An 18,222-nucleotide genomic window follows, 5' to 3' on the forward strand; every position below is an offset into this window, starting at 1 on the left:
AAATATGAGAGCAGTAGTACAAAGAGTATCTTCATCTAAAGTTACAGTAGATGAAAACATTATAGGTCAAGTAAATAAGGGGTTGCTAGTACTGTTGGGAGTGACTCATGATGATAAATCAAGTGATGTAGACTACATGATTGATAAAATATTAAACCTAAGAATTTTTGAAGATGAAAATGATAAGATGAATTTATCTCTAATGGACATAGGTGGAGAACTTTTAGTAGTATCTCAATTTACTTTATATGGAGACTGTAGAAAAGGAAGAAGACCTGGATTTAGTAACGCAGCTAGACCAGAACTTGCAAATGATTTGTATGAAGAATTTGTAAAAAAAGCCAAAGATAAAGGTGTAACAGTAGGTACAGGTCAATTTGCAGCTCATATGATGGTAGAATTAACTAATGATGGACCAGTAACAATACTATTAGACTCAAGTAAATCTTTTTAAGGGGGAAAACTTTAATGGTTATAAAAAAATTTGTAGATAGTTATTTTGGAGTAAACACTTATGTGTTAGGTGATGAAAAAACTAAAAAATGTGCAGTTATAGACCCAGGAGGAAGTTTAGTAGATACATTAAGCTTTGTCAAAGAAAATGGATTGAATGTTGAATATATAATTCTTACTCATGGACATGGTGACCATATAGGGTATGTTAAAGATATTAAAGATAAGACTGGTGCTAAGGTAGTTGCACATACTGATGAAAAAGAATTATTAAATGATAAAAATAAAAACTTAAGTTACACAATGAGATGTGGCGCACAAGAATTTGATGCAGATATATATGTAAATGATAAAGATAAAATGGAACTTGGTGAATTAAAAATGACTTTCTTGCATACACCAGGTCATACACAAGGATGTATGTGTATAAGAGTTGAAGATGACATGTTCACAGGAGATACTTTGTTTGCTGGAAGTATTGGTAGAACTGATTTATATAGTGGAGATTTCCACCAAATGGAGAAATCACTTAAAAAATTATGTAAATATGAAGATGCTGTTAGAGTATATCCTGGTCATGGGCCAACTAGTACTCTAGGTGTTGAAAAGAAGACAAATCCTTACATGTAATTTTATATTAATATTTAAAAATAGTATCAAATATTTAATAAATGTATCAGTGATGGGGTTCTTCTAGTGTTTAAATAGAAGGAGTTAAGTTGATGTTGGATGTTTTTTTAAAAGGACATGATTATAAGTATGAAGTAGCAGAACTTATAAAATTGTTTACTAGTGAATTTAAATTTAATGACTTTGCTGAGTGTAGCAATAGTATAGAGTCAAGATATTTAATAAATAGATTGATTTGTGAAAATGATACTTTACTTTCAATTACTGAATATTATGAAGGTGGTAACTTAAAGTATGAATCAATACAAAATATCAAAGATATAAATACGGAGTTTTTAAATGGATTTTGTAATAATAATACGATTGAAGAGTTTTTAGATAGACTAGACAGTGAAAGTAAGAGAAAGATTAGAAAATTATGCAAAGAAAGTATTAAAAAAAGTATGTTTATAGTACTTAAACAAATATTTAATTCTTATGTTCCATGGGGCATTTTGACTGGTATAAGACCAGTCAAAATTGTCCACAATCTGATGGATGAAAGACTAGATGATGATAGTATAAGAACTATTCTAAAAGAGAACTATTTTATAATGGATGAGAAAATAGATTTAGCTCTTGAAATAGCTAAAAGAGAACGCTTATTTATGTATCCGATAGACAAAAATAAAATTTCTCTTTATGTAAGTATTCCATTCTGCCCAACTAGATGTGTATACTGTTCATTTCCTTCAAACTCGTTAAAGCAATTTGGCCATTTAAAAAGAGAATATATCTATAAATTGATTGAAGAAATTAAAGGGTTTTCCAAAGTTATTGAGGATACTAATAAAGAAATTGAAACTCTATATATCGGTGGTGGAACTCCTACTACATTGGATGAGGAAGAATTGGATTTACTTATAAATGCTCTCTTTAGAGAATTGGACTTAAGCAAAATTAAAGAATTTACGGTAGAAGCAGGTAGACCAGATACTATTACCAAAGAAAAATTAAGTGTATTAAAAAAACACAATGTAAGTAGAATTAGTATAAATCCTCAAACTATGAATGATGATACTTTAGTTAAAATTGGAAGAGAACATAAAGTTTCTGATTTAGTAGAATGTTTTAATATGGCTCGAAATATGGGATTTGACAATATAAATATGGATATAATTTTAGGTCTTATAGATGAAGACTTAGACATGGTAAGAAATACATTAGAGGAAATAAAAAAGCTTTCTCCTGAAAGTCTTACAGTTCATACATTAGCTATAAAAAGAGCTTCTAACCTAAATATAAATATGGATAAGTACAAAGAACATTTAACTCAGTATGAAGAAATGATAAAAATGATAGATTTATCAATGAAATATGCCAAGGATATGGGACTTAATCCATATTATATGTACAGACAAAAACATATGCTAGGTAACTTAGAAAATATAGGTTATGCTAAAGAAGGATATGAGTGTATTTACAATATACAAATTATGGAGGAAAAACAAAGCAACTATGCCTTGGGTGCAGGTGCTATATCAAAATTTGTCTATGTAGATGAAGATAGAATTGAAAGAGTAGAAAATGTAAAGAATGTTGAACAATACATTGATAGAGTAGATGAAATGATAAAAAGGAAGAAAGAAGAGGTATATAAAAATGTTGACTAAAGCTCCTAGAGGAACTAAAGACATAACTCCAAAAGAGGCTTATAAATGGCGTTATGTAGAAAATAAATTTAGAGAAATATGTGCTTTATATGGGTATGAGGAAATGGTAACTCCTATATTTGAACATACAGAACTTTTTAAGAGAAGTGTTGGAGATACTACAGATATAGTTCAAAAAGAAATGTATTCTTTTAAAGATAAAGGGGATAGAGAAATTACTCTAAAGCCAGAAGGTACAGCTGGTGTAGTAAGAGCATTTATAGAGAATAAATTATATGCAGATACTCAACCAACAAAATTATTTTATGTTACACCTTGTTTTAGATACGAAAGACCACAAGCTGGTAGACAGAGACAATTTCATCAATTTGGTATAGAAGCACTTGGAAGTGATACTCCTTCAATGGATGCTGAAATAATAGCACTAGCTGTTCAATTTTTTAATGAAGTTGGATTAAATGATTTGGTAGTGAGTATAAATTCAGTGGGTTGTCCAGTTTGTAGAAAAGAGTACAATGCTTTATTAAAAGAATATCTTGATTCAAAAGCAGATATATTATGTGAAACTTGTAATGAGAGAAGAGAAAAAAATCCAATGAGGGTTATAGACTGTAAAAACCCTACATGTAAAGAAAATATCAAAGATATACCATTTATTGCAGACCATTTGTGTGATGATTGTAAAGTTCACTTTGATAAACTTCAAGAATACTTAAAGGAAATGAATATAAACTTTGTAATTGATAAAACAATAGTTAGAGGGTTAGATTACTATAGAAAAACTGCTTTTGAAATTATATCTAATGATATAGGTGCCCAAAGTACTGTATGTGGTGGAGGCAGATATGATGGTCTTGTTGAACAACTAGGTGGTCCAAAAGGTATAAGTGGAATTGGATTTGGACTAGGGATTGAAAGACTTTTACTTACACTTGAAGGTAATGGAATTGAAATAGAAAACCCTCAATCTACAGACATATTTATAGTAACTATAGGTGAAGAAGCAAATACAAGAAGCTTTAAATTGTTGAAAGATTTAAGACAAAATCATATAAGTGCGGATAAAGACCATATAGAAAGAAGTGTAAAAGCACAATTTAAGTATTCAGATAAAATAAATTCAAAATTTACAATAGTAATTGGTGATGACGAGCTAAAAAATGACACTGCAACATTAAAAAATATGAAAACATCAGAGCAAACTACTGTAAAATTAAGTACATTAGTTGAAGAATTAAAGCAAAAGCTGTAAAATAAGAAAGTATGATGTTTTGTGTATTAGATAAATATATAGCATTAAAATTAAATAAAATGGAGGTAGTATCTTGGAAACTTTAAAGGGTTTAAAGAGAACTCACTACTGTGGAGAGTTGAGAGAAAAAAACATAAATGAAGAAGTTGTACTTATGGGATGGGTACAGAAAAAAAGAAACTTAGGAGGACTTGTATTTGTTGATTTAAGAGATACAAGTGGATTATGCCAAATAGTTTTTGATACAGATGTAGATAAAGAAGCTTTTGAAAAAGCTGAAAAATTAGGTGCTGAGTTTGTAATAGCAGTAAAAGGAAAAGTATGCGAAAGACAGTCTAAAAACCCTAACATGCCAACTGGGGACATAGAGATATTTGCAACTGAACTTATACTTTTAAATAAATCAGAAACTCCACCTATTTATATAAAAGATGATGATGATGTTTCAGAAGCACTAAGACTAAAATATAGATACTTAGACTTGAGAAAATCATCTATGCAAAGAAATTTAAAGTTAAGACATAAAGTAATGAATATTACAAGAAATTACTTATCAAATAATAGATTTTGTGAAATAGAAACACCATTTTTAATTGCTCCAACACCAGAAGGAGCAAGGGATTATCTTGTACCAAGTAGAGTTAATCCAGGTAAATTTTATGCATTACCACAATCACCACAATTATACAAACAATTATTAATGGTAAGTGGTATGGATAGATATTTCCAAATAGTTAAGTGTTTTAGAGATGAAGACCTAAGAGCTGATAGACAACCAGAATTTACACAAATAGACTGTGAAATGTCTTTTGTTGAACAAGAAGATGTTATGAGTATGATTGAAGGATTACTTGAAGTTATATTTAAAGAAGTTTTAAATGTAGAATTGACACTTCCACTTCCTAAAATGACTTATGCAGAAGCTATGGCTAGATATGGTTCAGACAAACCAGACACTAGATTTGGTTATGAACTAACAGATATATCTGATGTCGTTTGTAATTGTGGATTTAAGGTGTTTGCTGATGCTACACAACCAGGAAAAAGCGTTAGAGGTATAAATGTAAAAGGAAAAGCTGACGATTTTACTAGAAAACAAATATCATCATTAGAAGAACATGCTAAAACATATAGAGCAAAAGGGCTTGCTTGGATGAAAGTAGGTCAAGATGGAGTAACTTCTCCAATAGCAAAATTCTTTAGCGAAGATGAAATGAATGCTATACTTACAAGAATGAATGCAGAAGCAGGAGATTTACTTTTATTTGTAGCTGATAAAAACTCAGTAGTATTTGATGCTTTAGGACAAGTTAGACTTGAAGTGGCAAATAGACTTAATGTACTAGATAAGAATGTATATAATTTATTATGGGTAACTGAATTCCCTGTTTTTGAAGAAGATGAAGAAACAGGTAAGTTTGCAGCAATGCATCACCCATTTACATCACCTATGGATGAAGATTTAGATAAACTAGAAGATGGAGATAAAGCATCTTTAAGAGCTAAAGCTTATGACATTGTATTAAATGGATATGAAATAGGTGGAGGAAGTGTTAGAATATCAAATTCAGATGTTCAATCAAGAATGTTTAAGGCACTTGGGTTTACAGAAGAAAGAGCTAATGAGAAGTTTGGTTACTTATTAGAAGCATTCAAATATGGAACTCCTCCTCATGCTGGTCTAGCTTTTGGGCTTGATAGACTTGTTATGTTGCTTGCAGGAGCTGAAAATATAAGAGAAGTTATTGCATTCCCTAAAAATCAAAATGCTGTTTGTCCTATGACAAATGCTCCTACAGTAGCAGATGATGAGCAATTGGATGAATTAAGTATAAAAGTTGATATAAAAGATAAAGAATAATATATGAATAAGAAATAATATATAAAAGACTGTCGCACTAAAAATAGGGTGACGTCTTTTTTTTGTACTATTTAATAGTAATAATTGTCAATTAAAAGTAACATTAATTATTATTTACACAATTCTAAAAAAGAATTCTGTTAGATTAATAATCCAAACTATTCCTACCTGATACTACAAACAATAAAATACTATATTAGACAAAAAAATTAAAAAATTACCAAATTAAAAATTATTTAAAAATAAATTGACAACGATTTCGAGTTGTTATAATATGTAATAAAGAACTTGTTATATAATGTTATAAAAATACTACATGAGGGGGTGAGTAAAATGGATGAAAAAAAGCAAAAAAAAGAAATGGACTTAGAGGTAAATTCATTTATTCCTTTGTACCAACAACTATATGACAACATAAAAAAACAAATAGCAGCTGGTATATATAAGCCAGGAGATAAACTTCCATCTGAAGTAGACCTATGTAAGGAGTTTAATATAAGTCGTATAACTGTGAGAAATGCGCTTAATGAACTTGTAAAAGAAGATATATTATGTAAAAAGCGTGGAAAAGGAACTTATGTAACTATTCCAGAGAGAATAGAAGCAACATGTGCAGGAAATAGTTTTACTAATTCTTGTCATCGTATTAATGCAAAACCAAGTACTAAGATAATCTCTATTTTGATAAAAAAAGCTGATAAGCAGGTGGCTGAAGCTTTAAATATTGGACTAGAAGAGAAGATAATATGTATTAAAAGACTTCGATTAATAGATGAAGTACCTGTTATTTTTGAAGTTGATTACTTTAGAATAGATTACATGTTTTTATTAAAAGAAGAGCTGGAAGATAAGTCTTTAATGGAAGTTATATCTAATAATATAAGTACACTACCTAATCGTGTGGAAAATATATTTGAAGTAAAACACTCAAACAAAGAATATTCTGACCACCTTAAATGTGCAAGCAATATGGCATTATTAAAAGTAAGACAATTAGTATATACAGAGAATAATGATGTTTTATATTACAATGAACAATTTATAAGAAGTGATAAGTATAAATATGCAGTATCAGCAGAAATATAATTTACACTTAGGAGAGGAATAAATATGAGAAAAATAATATTAGCGTCTCATGGAGACTTTTCAAAAGGGCTTTTAGATTCAGTAAAAATGATAGTAGGAGATTTAGCAAATTGCGTTAATTCATACAGTTTATATCCTGGACAAAGCGCTTCAGATTTTGCTTTAGAGTTAGAAAAAACAATAGTAGAAGATAAAGAATGTGAATATATAATTTTATCTGATTTATACGGAGCAAGTGTATGTACTGCTATGTTAAGGTTAACTAAGTTACATAATGTTAAGCTATTTTCAGGAATGAATTTAAATATGGTATTAGAGCTTCTTACAAGATTTTCTGATAAATTAACAACTGAAGATGCAGAACAGTTAGCAAAAGAATCTAGAATGGGAATACAAAATGTAACATTACAAATAAATGAAGAAGAAGAGGTATTTTAGTTTATGGACAATAAGGGAATATTATCAGTTTTTAAAAACAAAAAGCCAATTATAGCAATGATACACCTAAAGGGAGATACTTCAGATGATATTTTTGAAAGAGCTAAAAAAGAAATTAGTATCTTAGAAGCAAATGGTGTAGATGGAATAATGTTAGAAAATTACTATGGCAATTACTATGATTTAGAAAGAATACTTGAATATGTATCTAAATCTAATTTGTCAATACCATATGGAGTAAATTGCTTAAATGTTGATACTATGGGATTTGAACTAGCAACAAGATATAATGCAAGCTATGTACAAGTTGACTCTGTAGTAGGTCATGTCAAACCTAGAGATGAGGCTACTTTAGAAGAATTTTTCAAATTACACCGCTCAAAATGTCAAGCTTATTTAATTGGAGGGGTACGTTTTAAGTATCAACCAGTTTTATCAGAAAATACTGTTGAAGAAGATTTAAAGATAGGAATGACAAGATGTGATGCTATAGCAGTTACAGAAAATGCTACAGGGCAAGAAACATCAATGGAAAAAATAGAATTATTCCGCAAAAATGTAGGAGATTTCCCTTTAGTTATTGCAGCTGGAGTTACATTAGAAAATGCAAAAAAGCAGCTTGAGATAGGGGATATGGCAATAATAGGAAGTTACTTCAAAGATAATTACCAAGACTTTGGAGATGTTAGTGCAGAACACGTAAAAACATTTATGGATGAAATAAAAAAAATTAGGGAGGAATTATAATGATTAAATTAGTAAGGGTAGACCACAGACTTATACATGGACAAGTAGCATTTACATGGACAAAGTTTTTAAATACAGATTGTATATTAATAGCAAGTGATGAACTATTAAAGGATGATTTAAGAATGGCAGGGCTTAAAATGGCTAAGCCATCTAATGTCAAACTTGTAATGAAAAGTATCGCAGATTCTATAAAAGCACTTAATTCAGGTGTAACTGATAAATACAATCTTTTGATACTTTGTGAATCTGTAGAAGATGTTTATAGACTATCTAAAGAAGTTAAATCTATTAAATCAATAAACCTTGGTGGAACAAAATCAGATGATAATCGTGAAAATATATCTAAAGCAGTTCATGTATCAAAGGATGATATAAACATGATTAAAGAATTAGATTCAGAAGGTGTAAATGTATTCGTACAATTAGTTCCTGATGATGATGCTACAAATGTAATGAAACTAATATAATTTTAGGGGGATAAAAATGGAATTTACACAAGTTATTCTAATAACTCTAATTGCATTCTTTGCATATATGCATTGTTTTGTAGGTTCTACAATGCATAATAGACCTATAGTTGTTGCACCACTTGTTGGTTTAGCACTAGGAGATTTACGTACAGGTATAATAATAGGGTCAACATTAGAACTAGTATTTATGGGTGCATTCCCAGTTGGAGCAAGTAATCCTCCTGACTTTGTATCTGGTTCTATTATTGCTACAGCATTTGTAATATTAACTGGTCAAGATGTATCAGCAGCAGTTGTACTTGCAGTTCCTATAGCAACTTTAGTATTACTTATAGACAACTTCTTAATGACAGTAGTACTTACATGGGGAGCTCATCTTGCTGACCGTTATGCAGAAGATGGTAACATTGAAGGCGTAGAACGTATACAATTATTATTTGGTATAGGCAATAAATTAATACTAGCAATAATAGTAGGTACAGGATTCTCATTAGGTGTTCCAGTAATAGAAAAAATACTTTCATTTATACCATCATATGTAATTCATGGTATGGATGTTGCAGCAGGCGTGATACCAGCAATAGGTTTTGCCATGTTAGCTAGAATGATGCTTAATAAGAAAACGATAGCATTCTTATTATTAGGTTTTATAATGGTTGCTTATTTAAAAATAACAGTAACAGGAGTTGCATTATTTGGATTAGCAGTAGCTTTAATATATGTTAACTTTTTAGGCGAAAAGGAGGTAGTAGTAGATGACAACGAATTCTAAGAAATTAGAAACAATTTCGCCAGATAGCAAAATAACAAGAAAAGACTTTTGGAAATGTTTTAGAAGGTCTTTAACATTAGATTCATCTTGGAACTACGAACGTATGCAAAACATAGCATATGCATATACGATGGCACCAATAATCCGTAGATTATATAAAAATGATAAAGAAAAAAAATCTCAAGCTTTAAAAAGACATCTTGAATTTATGTCAGTTACACCTCATATAAGTACTCTTTTAGTTGGTATATCTGGAGCTATGGAAGAAGAAAATGCAAAAAATGAAGAATTTGATGCAAAGAGTATAAATGCTGTTAAATCAAGTTTAATGGGTCCAGTTTCTGGAATAGGAGATTCATTTTTCTGGGGAACATTAAAGCTTATAGCAGCTGGAGTTGGTATAGCTTTAGCTTCTCAGGGGAATATAATGGGTCCAATTTTATTCCTTCTAATAATAAATATTCCTCACTTTATTATTCGTTATATATGTTTAGATAAAGGATTTAAGTATGGAACTCAATTTTTTAAAGATGTAAGTGGTTCAAATATAGTCTCAAAAGTTATGGAAGCAGCATCAATGCTAGGACTTATGGTAATTGGAGGGATGACCGCCTCTAATGTAATACTAAAACTTAGTGTTAATGTAGGGAGTGGAGAATGGGCAGAGCCTATTCAAACTTACTTAGACCAAATAATGCCATGTATGCTTCCAGCTATGATATTTGGAATTATGTATTGGTTATTAGGAAAAAAAGTCAAGACAACTACGATATTAATTTCAGTTATGATTATTTGTATAATATTAGCTGCAATTGGGGTAGTATAAGTAAAATTATGAATATGATTTTTGATAATCTTTTCTACAATTGAAATATATAAAGGGGGGGCGTACTAAAAAATAGGCGACTCCCCTTTTGAATAAAAAGTAAATACTAAGTTCAAATAAATCACCAATTTTATGCCCATAGTGGCAAGCACCTTTTTCTTTTTTATCCATTAAAGTTATCTTTATATTTGGTCTTCTAGCCATAATCTTACACATCCTCCTTTGTATTCATATTCAATATAATAAAAATACTGTATTTTAAAATTTTATCATGAATTCGTTTTTAAGTAAATTTTGTTTTAAAAACTATTTTTATAATAATAATCAGAAAATTTAGACTAAATTTGATTAGTAAAGTTGTAATAAATTCACTAAAAATAAGTTAGAATAGGTAAAAATTGAAGTATTTATAAGCCTCATAAAAAATATTTGGGAATAAATTATACACTATAAAATTTTAATAAAATAAGTATAATTCTAATAAAACTGAAATAAATTTAAAATATGTGTGAATAGTCTAAATTTAAATAATAATTTTAGACTATTTATCTATCTATAACTTAAATTATATCAAATTGATAATAAACTATATATTATACTTTTTTGTAGAGTAGAATTATAATTATAGAAAGAAAAAAAACTATCAAGGGTGAAAAAAATGTAGAAAAAAGTAGAAAAGATTCTTTTACAAAGAAAGGGAGGGATAATCTTGCAAGAGAGAGAAGAATTAGTTTTAAATCCAGTTCCAAAAGAGGAAAGAGTTGGATGGTTAGCTCCATTATTTAATATGCTTGGCTCTAATATAGCCATATCAGAATTAATGGTTGGAGGAACCTTAATTTTAGGAATGACTCTTTCCAATATGATTATTACATCAATTATAGGGAACTTAATATTAGTCGCAATTATTATGATACAAGGTTATATTGGTTGTAAAGAAGGGTTAAATACATATGTATTAGCTAAGGGGGCATTTGGAGAGATAGGTGGAAAATATCTAATATCTCTATTGCTTGGAATAACTAGCTTTGGTTGGTTTGGTGTACAAGCAGGAGTTGCGGGATTATCAGTACAAAAAATATTTCCAAGTGTAAACTTAACTCTAGTCACAGTTATACTTGGATTATTAATGGTAGTTTTCGCTTTGTATGGTTTTAAGGCAATGGCTAAGTTTAATTACTTAGTTATACCACCACTTATAATATTAATGGCTTGGGGAGTTTTTAAAGCTTTTTCTACTTATGGAGTTGAAGCTATCTACAATTACACTCCTCAAACAACAATGAGCATGGTTGAAGGATTAAATATGGTTGTTGGTCTTATCATAGTCGGTGCGATTATATCACCTGACCAATTAAGATATACAAGGGGAGTAAAAGATATTTGGATAATTGGTTTTTTAGGATTAGGTATTATTTCATTGTTCCAGCAAGTTGCAGCAGGTGTAATGTCTATGGGTGCTCCTACTTGGGATATAACAGAAGTATTGGCTAATTTAGGATTTGGATGGATAGCATTTGTTATTTTAATACTTGCATCTTGGTCAACCAATGTATCAAATGCCTATTCTGGTGGATTGGCACTAAAAACTATTTTTCCAAATGTAAAGAGAAATGTATTAACTTTAGTTGCAGGTCTAATAGGTACAACAATAGCAGCTACTGGTATAATATTCAAATTCCAATCGTTCTTATCTTTCTTAGGAATAGCAGTTCCAGCTATAGCAGGAATTATGTGGTGTGAATATTATTTTATACAAGGAAGAACTTATAAACACAGAGAAGGAATAAATTGGATTGCAGTAATAAGTTGGTTAATTGGTTTTGCAGCGTCATATTATACTTCAAAAATAAGTTTCTTAATACCACCAATAAATGGAATTGTAGTAAGTATGATTCTTTATTATATACTAATGAAATGTTTTGGAAGTAAGGATAAATAAAGGGGGAAATTGTATGAGTCGTAAAGTGAAAATAGGTATAATTCAACAGCATAGTGTACTTGGAGATGTTAAAAAAAATATAGAAAAAGCAGTAGAGATGATAGATGATTTGGGAAATCAAGGTGCAGATATTATTTGTTTGCCAGAATTATTTGCTACAGGATATAACTTAGAATATTTAGGTGGAATTAAAACATTAGACCTAATAAGAGAACATAACAAATACATAGAAAAATCAATGTCAGAAGCAGCTAAAAGAAATAATGTATACCTAATATCTCCATATGGAACTTTAGAAAAGGACTCTACACATGTTTTCAACTCAGCTGTTATATTCGATAGACAAGGTAATATGATGGGAGAATACTGTAAAAATCACCTATGGTCATTAGAAGCAGTATACTTTAAAGCAGGGGAAAAAGTAGATGTATATGATGCTGATTTTGGTAAATTTGGTGTAATGATATGCTATGATGCAGGATTCCCAGAAGTGGCTAGAGAATTGACATTAAAAGGCTCTGAAATAATATTTATACCTTCTGCATGGAGAATACAAGATGAAGATATGTGGGATTTAAACGTATCTCAAAGAGCTTTAGAAAATACTGTGTATACAGTAGGAGTAAATTTAGTAAGTAATGACCCTAATTTGATACTGTTTGGAAAGAGTAAAATATGCAATCCTAGAGGAACTATAATAAGTCAATTAGATACATATAGAGAAAAATATATATTAGCAGAGATTGACCTAGATGAAATAGAAAAATATAGGAACGATATTCCATACTTAAAAGACAGAAAAAATAGTTACAATATATAATTTTACATTATATGTTAAGGTACAATTTTGATAAAAAATAAAATAGGAGGATATGTCAAACGCTAAAGATAAAGTTATTAACTCTGTTTGATATATCCTCTTTAATAATACCAGCTTTGGTTTAAAGGTTTTTGAAATAGTTTATAAGAAAGTCTTTAAATAATAAGACTGCTTTAGATGCATAATTCTCACTAAACCATGAAAGATTTAAATATCTTTTAAATTCAATATCTTTTATATGTAATAGTTTAATTTCAGGGTCTCGAGATAAGCCCCATGATTTTCCACATATAAATCCAACTCCTTGAAGTGATTTTATAAGAGCATAGATTGTATATGGAGAATCGGATTCAAAGGCTATTTTGGGCTTGAAATTAGCTGATTCACATAATATATCTATTATTTCTCTGTAATTCTCACCTTTAGTTATAACTATAAAATTTTCATCTGAAACTTCATTTAGATAAACCTCATCTTTTAAGGATAGAGAGTGGTTTATTGAAACTCCTAATAATATTTCCTCGCAGGTTAATGTTATATTATTTTCTGAGTTTAATTTTGTAAATGAAGAAGATATATACAAATCAAAATCACTTTTCTTATAAGACGATGGTAGAGTATGTGAAACATTAAAGGTAATATTAGGATATAGTTTTCTAAAGTTGCTCAAAAGTGGCGGTAATACATTAGCAGCTGCTGTAGCTAATATTTTTACTTCACCAGAGTTTTCTAAGGAAATATCTTGTAATTCTTTTTTTGACATTTCTACTAAATCTAAAATACTATCCACCCTTTTTAGAAATAATCTACCATATTCATTTAGTACAATATATCTTCCTTTTCTATCAAACAACTGAACCCCAAGTTCTTTTTCTAAAGAAGATATGGTTTTACTTAAAGCTGGTTGTGCTATATTTAGTTTTTGTGATGCTTTTGTTATGTGTTCCATTCTAGCGACAGTTTGAAAATACTTAAGATGCAATAAATCCATAATATAAAATACACCTCTTTTAATATAACTTGAATTATATAAATTTGATAATTAATTATATATTATACATTATAATACAAAGCTTGTATAATAAACTATAATATGGCATAAAGTTATGTAAATATTTACTAATACATTTACATAATCTAACTAATAAAGGAGATATTTAATATGAAATTAACTAAGGAAATATTAGAATATGCTTTAATAGGAGGTACAATTTTAGGTGGAGGAGGTGGTGGTGCAAAGGAAAGTGGAAGAGAGATGGGGGAATATGCCTTACAACATGGATTTCCAAATCTAATAAGTATAGATGAATTACATGATGATGCAATTGTCTTAAATGTATCAGCAGTAGGAGCTCCAGCAGCACCACTCAAGTATGCTGATAATGATGATTATATAAATACAGTCAAGATATTTATTGATAAACTAGGATTAGATATACAAGGTATTATTACAAATGAAAATGGAGGATGTGCAACAATAAATGGATGGCTTCAGTCTTCTGTACTTAAAATACCACTAATAGATGCACCTTGCAATGGTAGAGCCCATCCAACAGGCCTGATGGGGAGCCTTGGATTACATAGAGATAAAACATATAAGTCTTATCAAGCTGTGTCTGGTGGAAATCCAGAACTTGATAATCATATAGAGGGATTTGTAGAGGGGTCTTTAAATAAGACAGCAGGACTTGTTAGACAGTGTGCTGTAGCAGCAGAAGGTTTAGTTGCTGTAGCTAGAAATCCTGTAAAAGCATCTGTTGTAAAAGAAAATGCTGCTATAGGAGGTATAAGCCATGCAATAGATTTGGGTAGAGAGTTTTACTTAGGTTTAGAAATATCAAAAGATAAAGCAATAAACAACGTTGTCGAATTTTTGAATGGAGATGTAGTTTCAGAAGGAACAATAGAAATTTTAGAGTTAGAAACTACAGGTGGATTTGATGTAGGTAAATTGATTGTAAATGGTTATGAGGTAACTTTTTGGAATGAATATATGACAATAGAAAAAGAGAATAATAGAATAGCAACATTTCCAGACTTAATTATGACTTTTGATAAAAACACAGGCATGCCTGTTACATCAGCAGAAATCAGAGAAGGGCAAGAGATAGTTTTAATAAAAACTTCTAAAGAAAATTTAAAACTTTCAATAACAATGACACAAGAAGAATTATTAAAAGATATAGAAGATATATTAAATAAAAAAATAATTGGAGTTAATTAGGATATGTAGTAATTTGATTGATTGAAGAATTAAAATTGATTAAATTTAATGAGCAATATAATACCTATAAAACTATAAATAAAACAAATACTTAGGAAAAAGTTTATAAAAATAAAAAAATAAATAAGATATGAAAGATAATAAGAAAAAGTTTATAAAAATATAGATAAAATAAAAAATGCTGTAATATTTATAAAAATAAAAGTAAAAATATTTAAACAAAAACTATAAATAAAAGAAATAAAATTGGATGGTGAGCAAATATGATGTTAAAACAAGTTTTGGAAGTTTATGATATTATTGATAGCGCAGAAGTAGATGGAGAATGTGTAAAAAAATATTTGGAAAGCTATGGTGGGAAGAATATATTAGTAAAAACTTTAGGTACGGAAAAAGGGTCTACTGACTTAGTAAAGCTTACAATACCAGGAAAAAATGGAAAATCATCAGGAGGAACAGCTAAGACATTAGGTGTTTTAGGAAGACTAGGAGGAATTGGAGCAAGACCAGAAATGATAGGTATGGTTTCTGACGCTGATGGAGCTTTAGTAGCAATAGCAGTAGGAGCAAAATTATTGGACATGCAGAATAAGGGAGATTTTATTGATGGAGATGTAATAGTTTCAACTCACATATGTCCAGATGCACCTACTAAAGAACATAAACCAGTTCCATTTATGGATTCTCCAATTGATATGAGAACTATGAATGAAAATGAAGTTGATTTAAGCTGTGATGCTATATTATCAATAGATACAACTAAAGGGAATAGAGTTATAAATACAAGAGGTTTTGCTATATCTCCCACAATAAAAGAAGGGTATATTCTAAAAACAAGTAATGATTTATTAGACATAATGCAGACTACTACAGGAAGACTTCCTTACGTATTTCCAGTGTCAATACAAGATATAACTCCATATGGAAATGGTTTATACCATATAAATAGTATTCTTCAGCCTGCTGTAGCTACAAAAGCACCTGTAGTAGGAGTTGCTATAACAACTGAGACAACAGTTGCTGGATGTGCAACTGGAGCAAGTAATTATTCTGATTTAGAGAGTGCAGGAAGATTTGTTGTTGAAGTAGCAAAACACTATTGTGGTGGAAATTGTGAGTTTTATGATGAACATGAATGGAATATTTTAATGAATAGATATGGAAGCTTAGATAAGTTTCAAACTTTTGGAGAAGAATAAAGTTGTCTTTTATTGATGTTTTAGAATGGATGATATAGGCTAAATTATTGTGATATAATATTTAGAGTAAATAAAAATTGTAGATATAATAATTTTAGGGGGAGTTAATATGAAATCAACAAAATCAATATCATCAGTATTGTGTTTATCTCTAGTTTTAAGTTTATCATCAATATCATATGCAAATGAAGTGGGTAGAACGGCAACAGAAAATACTTTAATAGGTAAAGATAGATATCAAACAGCTATTGAAGTAAGTAAAGAGGGTTGGAGTAGCGCAAATGAAGCTGTAATAGTGAATAGTGAATCTATTGTAGATGCATTATCTGTTACACCATTTGCTAAATTAAAGAACGCTCCAATACTACTTACAGAAAAAAATAATTTAAATTTACAAACAAAGAAAGAATTAGAAAGATTAGGTGTTAAAAAAGTCTATATAATTGGACTATCTGGTTCTGTATCAGATAATGTAGAAAAACAACTAGAATCTAATAACTTAACAGTTGATAGAATTGGTGGTAGTGACAGACATCAGACAGCTTTAAACATAGCTAAAAAGATAGAAGGTTTAAAAGACATATCAGAAATAGCTGTGATAAATGGATATACAGGTCTTGCAGATGCAGTTAGTATAGCTTCTGTAGCTGCTACTAATGGTATGGTTATACTTCCGGTTTCTGATGCATCTGGAGTGTCTAGTTTTAAGGATTTTATAGCTTCTAAAAATATAAGTAAGTCATACATAATAGGCTCTACTAATGCTGTATCAGATAAAATAAAACAAAGTCTACCAAATTCAGAAAGAATAGGTGGAGCAGATAGAAATGAAACAAATGGAAAGGTAATAGAAAAATTTTATACATCAAATGACTTAGATAATGTATTTGTAGCTAAAGATGGAATGAAAAAACAAAATCAACTTATAGATGCTCTAGCAGTAGGTGTATTGGCATCAAAAGAAAATTCTCCAGTACTTATAGTAGGAGATAAATTGAGTGCAACTCAAAAGAGTATATTTACAAATAAAAAGGCGACTGCTATAACTCAAGTTGGTAGTGGTGGAAATGAAAATGCATTTGCAGAACTAAAAGATTTACAAGAGAGTAGTACTGGTAAGAAAGTAATGTATGTAGCTAATACAGATAAAGTAAATGTAAGAAGTGATGCTACAATAGAAGCTTCTGTAGTGGGTTATCTAAACAATGGTGATGAAGTAGAAGTTTTAGAGGTACTAAAAACGGGATGGGTTAAGATAAAATACAATGACGATATTGGATATGTCAGTGGGTCTTATCTAACAAGTAATAAACCTAATAACAGCAGTGAGAATGTTAAGATAAAATATGTAAAAGAAAAAGATGGTCTAAATGTTAGAAAAGGACCAAGTACGGAAGATGAAAAAATAGGACAACTTCCATATGGAAGTAAGGTAGAAACTGTAGAAATGTTTGCTACTGGATGGGTAAAAATAAAATACAATAGTGGATATGGTTATGTAAGTAATGATTACCTATCTGATACACCAGTTATCTAAACTTATAGATAATAAACAATAAAGAGACTGTCTTAATATTAATGACAGTCTCTTTATTGTTATGAAATGTAGATTTTAATAATGATTTATATTTTGATAACCTAACTTTAGAAGTTATTATTGTAGATATTATTAATATATAAATACTTAAAATCTGATGCTTAATACCAAAATTGCATATTAATATGATGAGATAATTTAAATATAAATAATTTTATCTAATTATTATTATAAATTAAGTAGTAATATAAAAGAAATAGCTAAAATGAGTCCTTTTATTTTTGTTTTTTGTATCTATTTGGTATAATAG

General features: G+C 29.5%; 18 protein-coding genes. 16 read left to right on the forward strand and 2 right to left on the reverse strand.

Features of this window, described 5'->3' with window-relative positions; all coding sequences use genetic code 11:
- Positions 1-4: 4 nt before the first annotated feature.
- The 11 genes from dtd to IC173_RS05130 all read left to right on the forward strand — a co-directional run bounded on the left by dtd (position 5) and on the right by IC173_RS05130 (position 10,190).
- Complete coding sequence (gene dtd, locus IC173_RS05080) at positions 5-454, forward strand: D-aminoacyl-tRNA deacylase (protein ID WP_227434490.1); 450 nt, start codon at positions 5-7, stop codon at positions 452-454.
- 14 nt (positions 455-468) lie between these two features.
- Complete coding sequence (locus IC173_RS05085) at positions 469-1,083, forward strand: MBL fold metallo-hydrolase (protein WP_227434491.1); 615 nt, start codon at positions 469-471, stop codon at positions 1,081-1,083.
- A 92-nt stretch (positions 1,084-1,175) separates the two neighbouring features.
- Positions 1,176-2,735, forward strand: coding sequence for a coproporphyrinogen III oxidase (locus IC173_RS05090; RefSeq protein ID WP_227855242.1), 1,560 nt, complete (start codon positions 1,176-1,178; stop codon positions 2,733-2,735).
- The gene (hisS, locus tag IC173_RS05095) at positions 2,725-3,987 is read left to right on the forward strand and encodes a histidine--tRNA ligase (protein WP_227434493.1); all 1,263 of its coding nucleotides are present in this window, start codon (positions 2,725-2,727) and stop codon (positions 3,985-3,987) included. Before IC173_RS05090 ends, hisS begins: the two co-directional genes overlap by 11 nt.
- A gap of 73 nt (positions 3,988-4,060) precedes the next feature.
- Positions 4,061-5,848, forward strand: coding sequence for an aspartate--tRNA ligase (gene aspS / locus IC173_RS05100; protein WP_227855243.1), 1,788 nt, complete (start codon positions 4,061-4,063; stop codon positions 5,846-5,848).
- A gap of 333 nt (positions 5,849-6,181) precedes the next feature.
- Positions 6,182-6,934 carry a GntR family transcriptional regulator gene (locus IC173_RS05105; RefSeq protein WP_227855244.1) on the forward strand — a complete coding sequence of 251 codons (753 nt, stop codon included), beginning with the start codon at positions 6,182-6,184 and terminating at the stop codon, positions 6,932-6,934.
- A gap of 24 nt (positions 6,935-6,958) precedes the next feature.
- Complete coding sequence (locus IC173_RS05110; RefSeq protein WP_227434496.1) at positions 6,959-7,372, forward strand: PTS sugar transporter subunit IIA; 414 nt, start codon at positions 6,959-6,961, stop codon at positions 7,370-7,372.
- Positions 7,373-7,375: 3 nt separating this feature from the next.
- The gene (locus IC173_RS05115; RefSeq protein WP_227434497.1) at positions 7,376-8,119 is read left to right on the forward strand and encodes a BtpA/SgcQ family protein; all 744 of its coding nucleotides are present in this window, start codon (positions 7,376-7,378) and stop codon (positions 8,117-8,119) included.
- Positions 8,119-8,589, forward strand: coding sequence for a PTS sugar transporter subunit IIB (locus tag IC173_RS05120; RefSeq protein ID WP_227434498.1), 471 nt, complete (start codon positions 8,119-8,121; stop codon positions 8,587-8,589). The genes IC173_RS05115 and IC173_RS05120 overlap by 1 nt, the downstream gene beginning before the upstream one ends.
- A gap of 16 nt (positions 8,590-8,605) precedes the next feature.
- The gene (locus IC173_RS05125; RefSeq protein ID WP_227482135.1) at positions 8,606-9,364 is read left to right on the forward strand and encodes a PTS mannose/fructose/sorbose/N-acetylgalactosamine transporter subunit IIC; all 759 of its coding nucleotides are present in this window, start codon (positions 8,606-8,608) and stop codon (positions 9,362-9,364) included.
- Positions 9,348-10,190 carry a PTS system mannose/fructose/sorbose family transporter subunit IID gene (locus IC173_RS05130; RefSeq protein ID WP_227434500.1) on the forward strand — a complete coding sequence of 281 codons (843 nt, stop codon included), beginning with the start codon at positions 9,348-9,350 and terminating at the stop codon, positions 10,188-10,190. Before IC173_RS05125 ends, IC173_RS05130 begins: the two co-directional genes overlap by 17 nt.
- Before the next feature lie 6 nt (positions 10,191-10,196).
- Here the strand turns inward: IC173_RS05130 and IC173_RS05135 are convergent, their stop codons facing one another.
- Positions 10,197-10,394, reverse strand: a complete 198-nt coding sequence (locus IC173_RS05135) for a hypothetical protein (protein WP_227855245.1) — start codon at positions 10,392-10,394, stop codon at positions 10,197-10,199.
- Positions 10,395-10,899: 505 nt separating this feature from the next.
- On the opposite strand from IC173_RS05135, the gene IC173_RS05140 reads away from it, so the two are divergent.
- Together IC173_RS05140 and IC173_RS05145 are read left to right on the forward strand one after the other, a co-directional pair.
- Positions 10,900-12,132 carry a cytosine permease gene (locus IC173_RS05140; RefSeq protein WP_227434502.1) on the forward strand — a complete coding sequence of 411 codons (1,233 nt, stop codon included), beginning with the start codon at positions 10,900-10,902 and terminating at the stop codon, positions 12,130-12,132.
- A 13-nt stretch (positions 12,133-12,145) separates the two neighbouring features.
- Entirely contained in the window at positions 12,146-12,952 is an 807-nt protein-coding gene (locus tag IC173_RS05145; protein WP_227830818.1) for a nitrilase-related carbon-nitrogen hydrolase, read from the forward strand.
- Positions 12,953-13,073: 121 nt separating this feature from the next.
- Here IC173_RS05145 and IC173_RS05150 read toward each other — a convergent pair whose 3' ends face one another.
- A complete protein-coding gene (locus IC173_RS05150; RefSeq protein WP_227482138.1) occupies positions 13,074-13,943 on the reverse strand; it encodes a LysR family transcriptional regulator in 870 nt (289 codons plus the stop codon).
- Positions 13,944-14,114: 171 nt separating this feature from the next.
- On the opposite strand from IC173_RS05150, the gene IC173_RS05155 reads away from it, so the two are divergent.
- From IC173_RS05155 to IC173_RS05165, 3 genes are all read left to right on the forward strand, one after another.
- Positions 14,115-15,176, forward strand: a complete 1,062-nt coding sequence (locus tag IC173_RS05155; RefSeq protein ID WP_227855246.1) for a DUF917 family protein — start codon at positions 14,115-14,117, stop codon at positions 15,174-15,176.
- Between the two features lie 263 nt (positions 15,177-15,439).
- On the forward strand, positions 15,440-16,375 hold the full coding sequence (locus IC173_RS05160; RefSeq protein ID WP_227434506.1) for a DUF1177 domain-containing protein: 936 nt from the start codon (positions 15,440-15,442) through the stop codon (positions 16,373-16,375).
- A 109-nt stretch (positions 16,376-16,484) separates the two neighbouring features.
- Complete coding sequence (locus IC173_RS05165; RefSeq protein WP_227855247.1) at positions 16,485-17,912, forward strand: cell wall-binding repeat-containing protein; 1,428 nt, start codon at positions 16,485-16,487, stop codon at positions 17,910-17,912.
- Positions 17,913-18,222 lie beyond the last annotated feature (310 nt).

It is taken from the genome of Clostridioides sp. ES-S-0048-02 (assembly GCF_020658495.1).
Taxonomy (GTDB): domain Bacteria; phylum Bacillota; class Clostridia; order Peptostreptococcales; family Peptostreptococcaceae; genus Clostridioides.

Excerpts from the sequence above, each read along its gene's own strand:
- IC173_RS05090 (WP_227855242.1), top strand. The coding sequence starts at position 1,176 with ATGTTGGATGTTTTTTTAAAAGGACATGATTATAAGTATGAAGTAGCA.
- IC173_RS05105 (WP_227855244.1), top strand. The coding sequence starts at position 6,182 with ATGGATGAAAAAAAGCAAAAAAAAGAAATGGACTTAGAGGTAAATTCA.
- IC173_RS05165 (WP_227855247.1), top strand. The coding sequence starts at position 16,485 with ATGAAATCAACAAAATCAATATCATCAGTATTGTGTTTATCTCTAGTT.
- hisS (WP_227434493.1), top strand. The coding sequence starts at position 2,725 with ATGTTGACTAAAGCTCCTAGAGGAACTAAAGACATAACTCCAAAAGAG.
- IC173_RS05145 (WP_227830818.1), top strand. The coding sequence starts at position 12,146 with ATGAGTCGTAAAGTGAAAATAGGTATAATTCAACAGCATAGTGTACTT.
- dtd (WP_227434490.1), top strand. The coding sequence starts at position 5 with ATGAGAGCAGTAGTACAAAGAGTATCTTCATCTAAAGTTACAGTAGAT.
- IC173_RS05115 (WP_227434497.1), top strand. The coding sequence starts at position 7,376 with ATGGACAATAAGGGAATATTATCAGTTTTTAAAAACAAAAAGCCAATT.
- IC173_RS05125 (WP_227482135.1), top strand. The coding sequence starts at position 8,606 with ATGGAATTTACACAAGTTATTCTAATAACTCTAATTGCATTCTTTGCA.
- IC173_RS05130 (WP_227434500.1), top strand. The coding sequence starts at position 9,348 with ATGACAACGAATTCTAAGAAATTAGAAACAATTTCGCCAGATAGCAAA.
- IC173_RS05120 (WP_227434498.1), top strand. The coding sequence starts at position 8,119 with ATGATTAAATTAGTAAGGGTAGACCACAGACTTATACATGGACAAGTA.
- IC173_RS05110 (WP_227434496.1), top strand. The coding sequence starts at position 6,959 with ATGAGAAAAATAATATTAGCGTCTCATGGAGACTTTTCAAAAGGGCTT.
- IC173_RS05160 (WP_227434506.1), top strand. The coding sequence starts at position 15,440 with ATGATGTTAAAACAAGTTTTGGAAGTTTATGATATTATTGATAGCGCA.
- IC173_RS05085 (WP_227434491.1), top strand. The coding sequence starts at position 469 with ATGGTTATAAAAAAATTTGTAGATAGTTATTTTGGAGTAAACACTTAT.
- IC173_RS05135 (WP_227855245.1), bottom strand. The coding sequence starts at position 10,394 with ATGGCTAGAAGACCAAATATAAAGATAACTTTAATGGATAAAAAAGAA.
- IC173_RS05155 (WP_227855246.1), top strand. The coding sequence starts at position 14,115 with ATGAAATTAACTAAGGAAATATTAGAATATGCTTTAATAGGAGGTACA.
- IC173_RS05150 (WP_227482138.1), bottom strand. The coding sequence starts at position 13,943 with ATGGATTTATTGCATCTTAAGTATTTTCAAACTGTCGCTAGAATGGAA.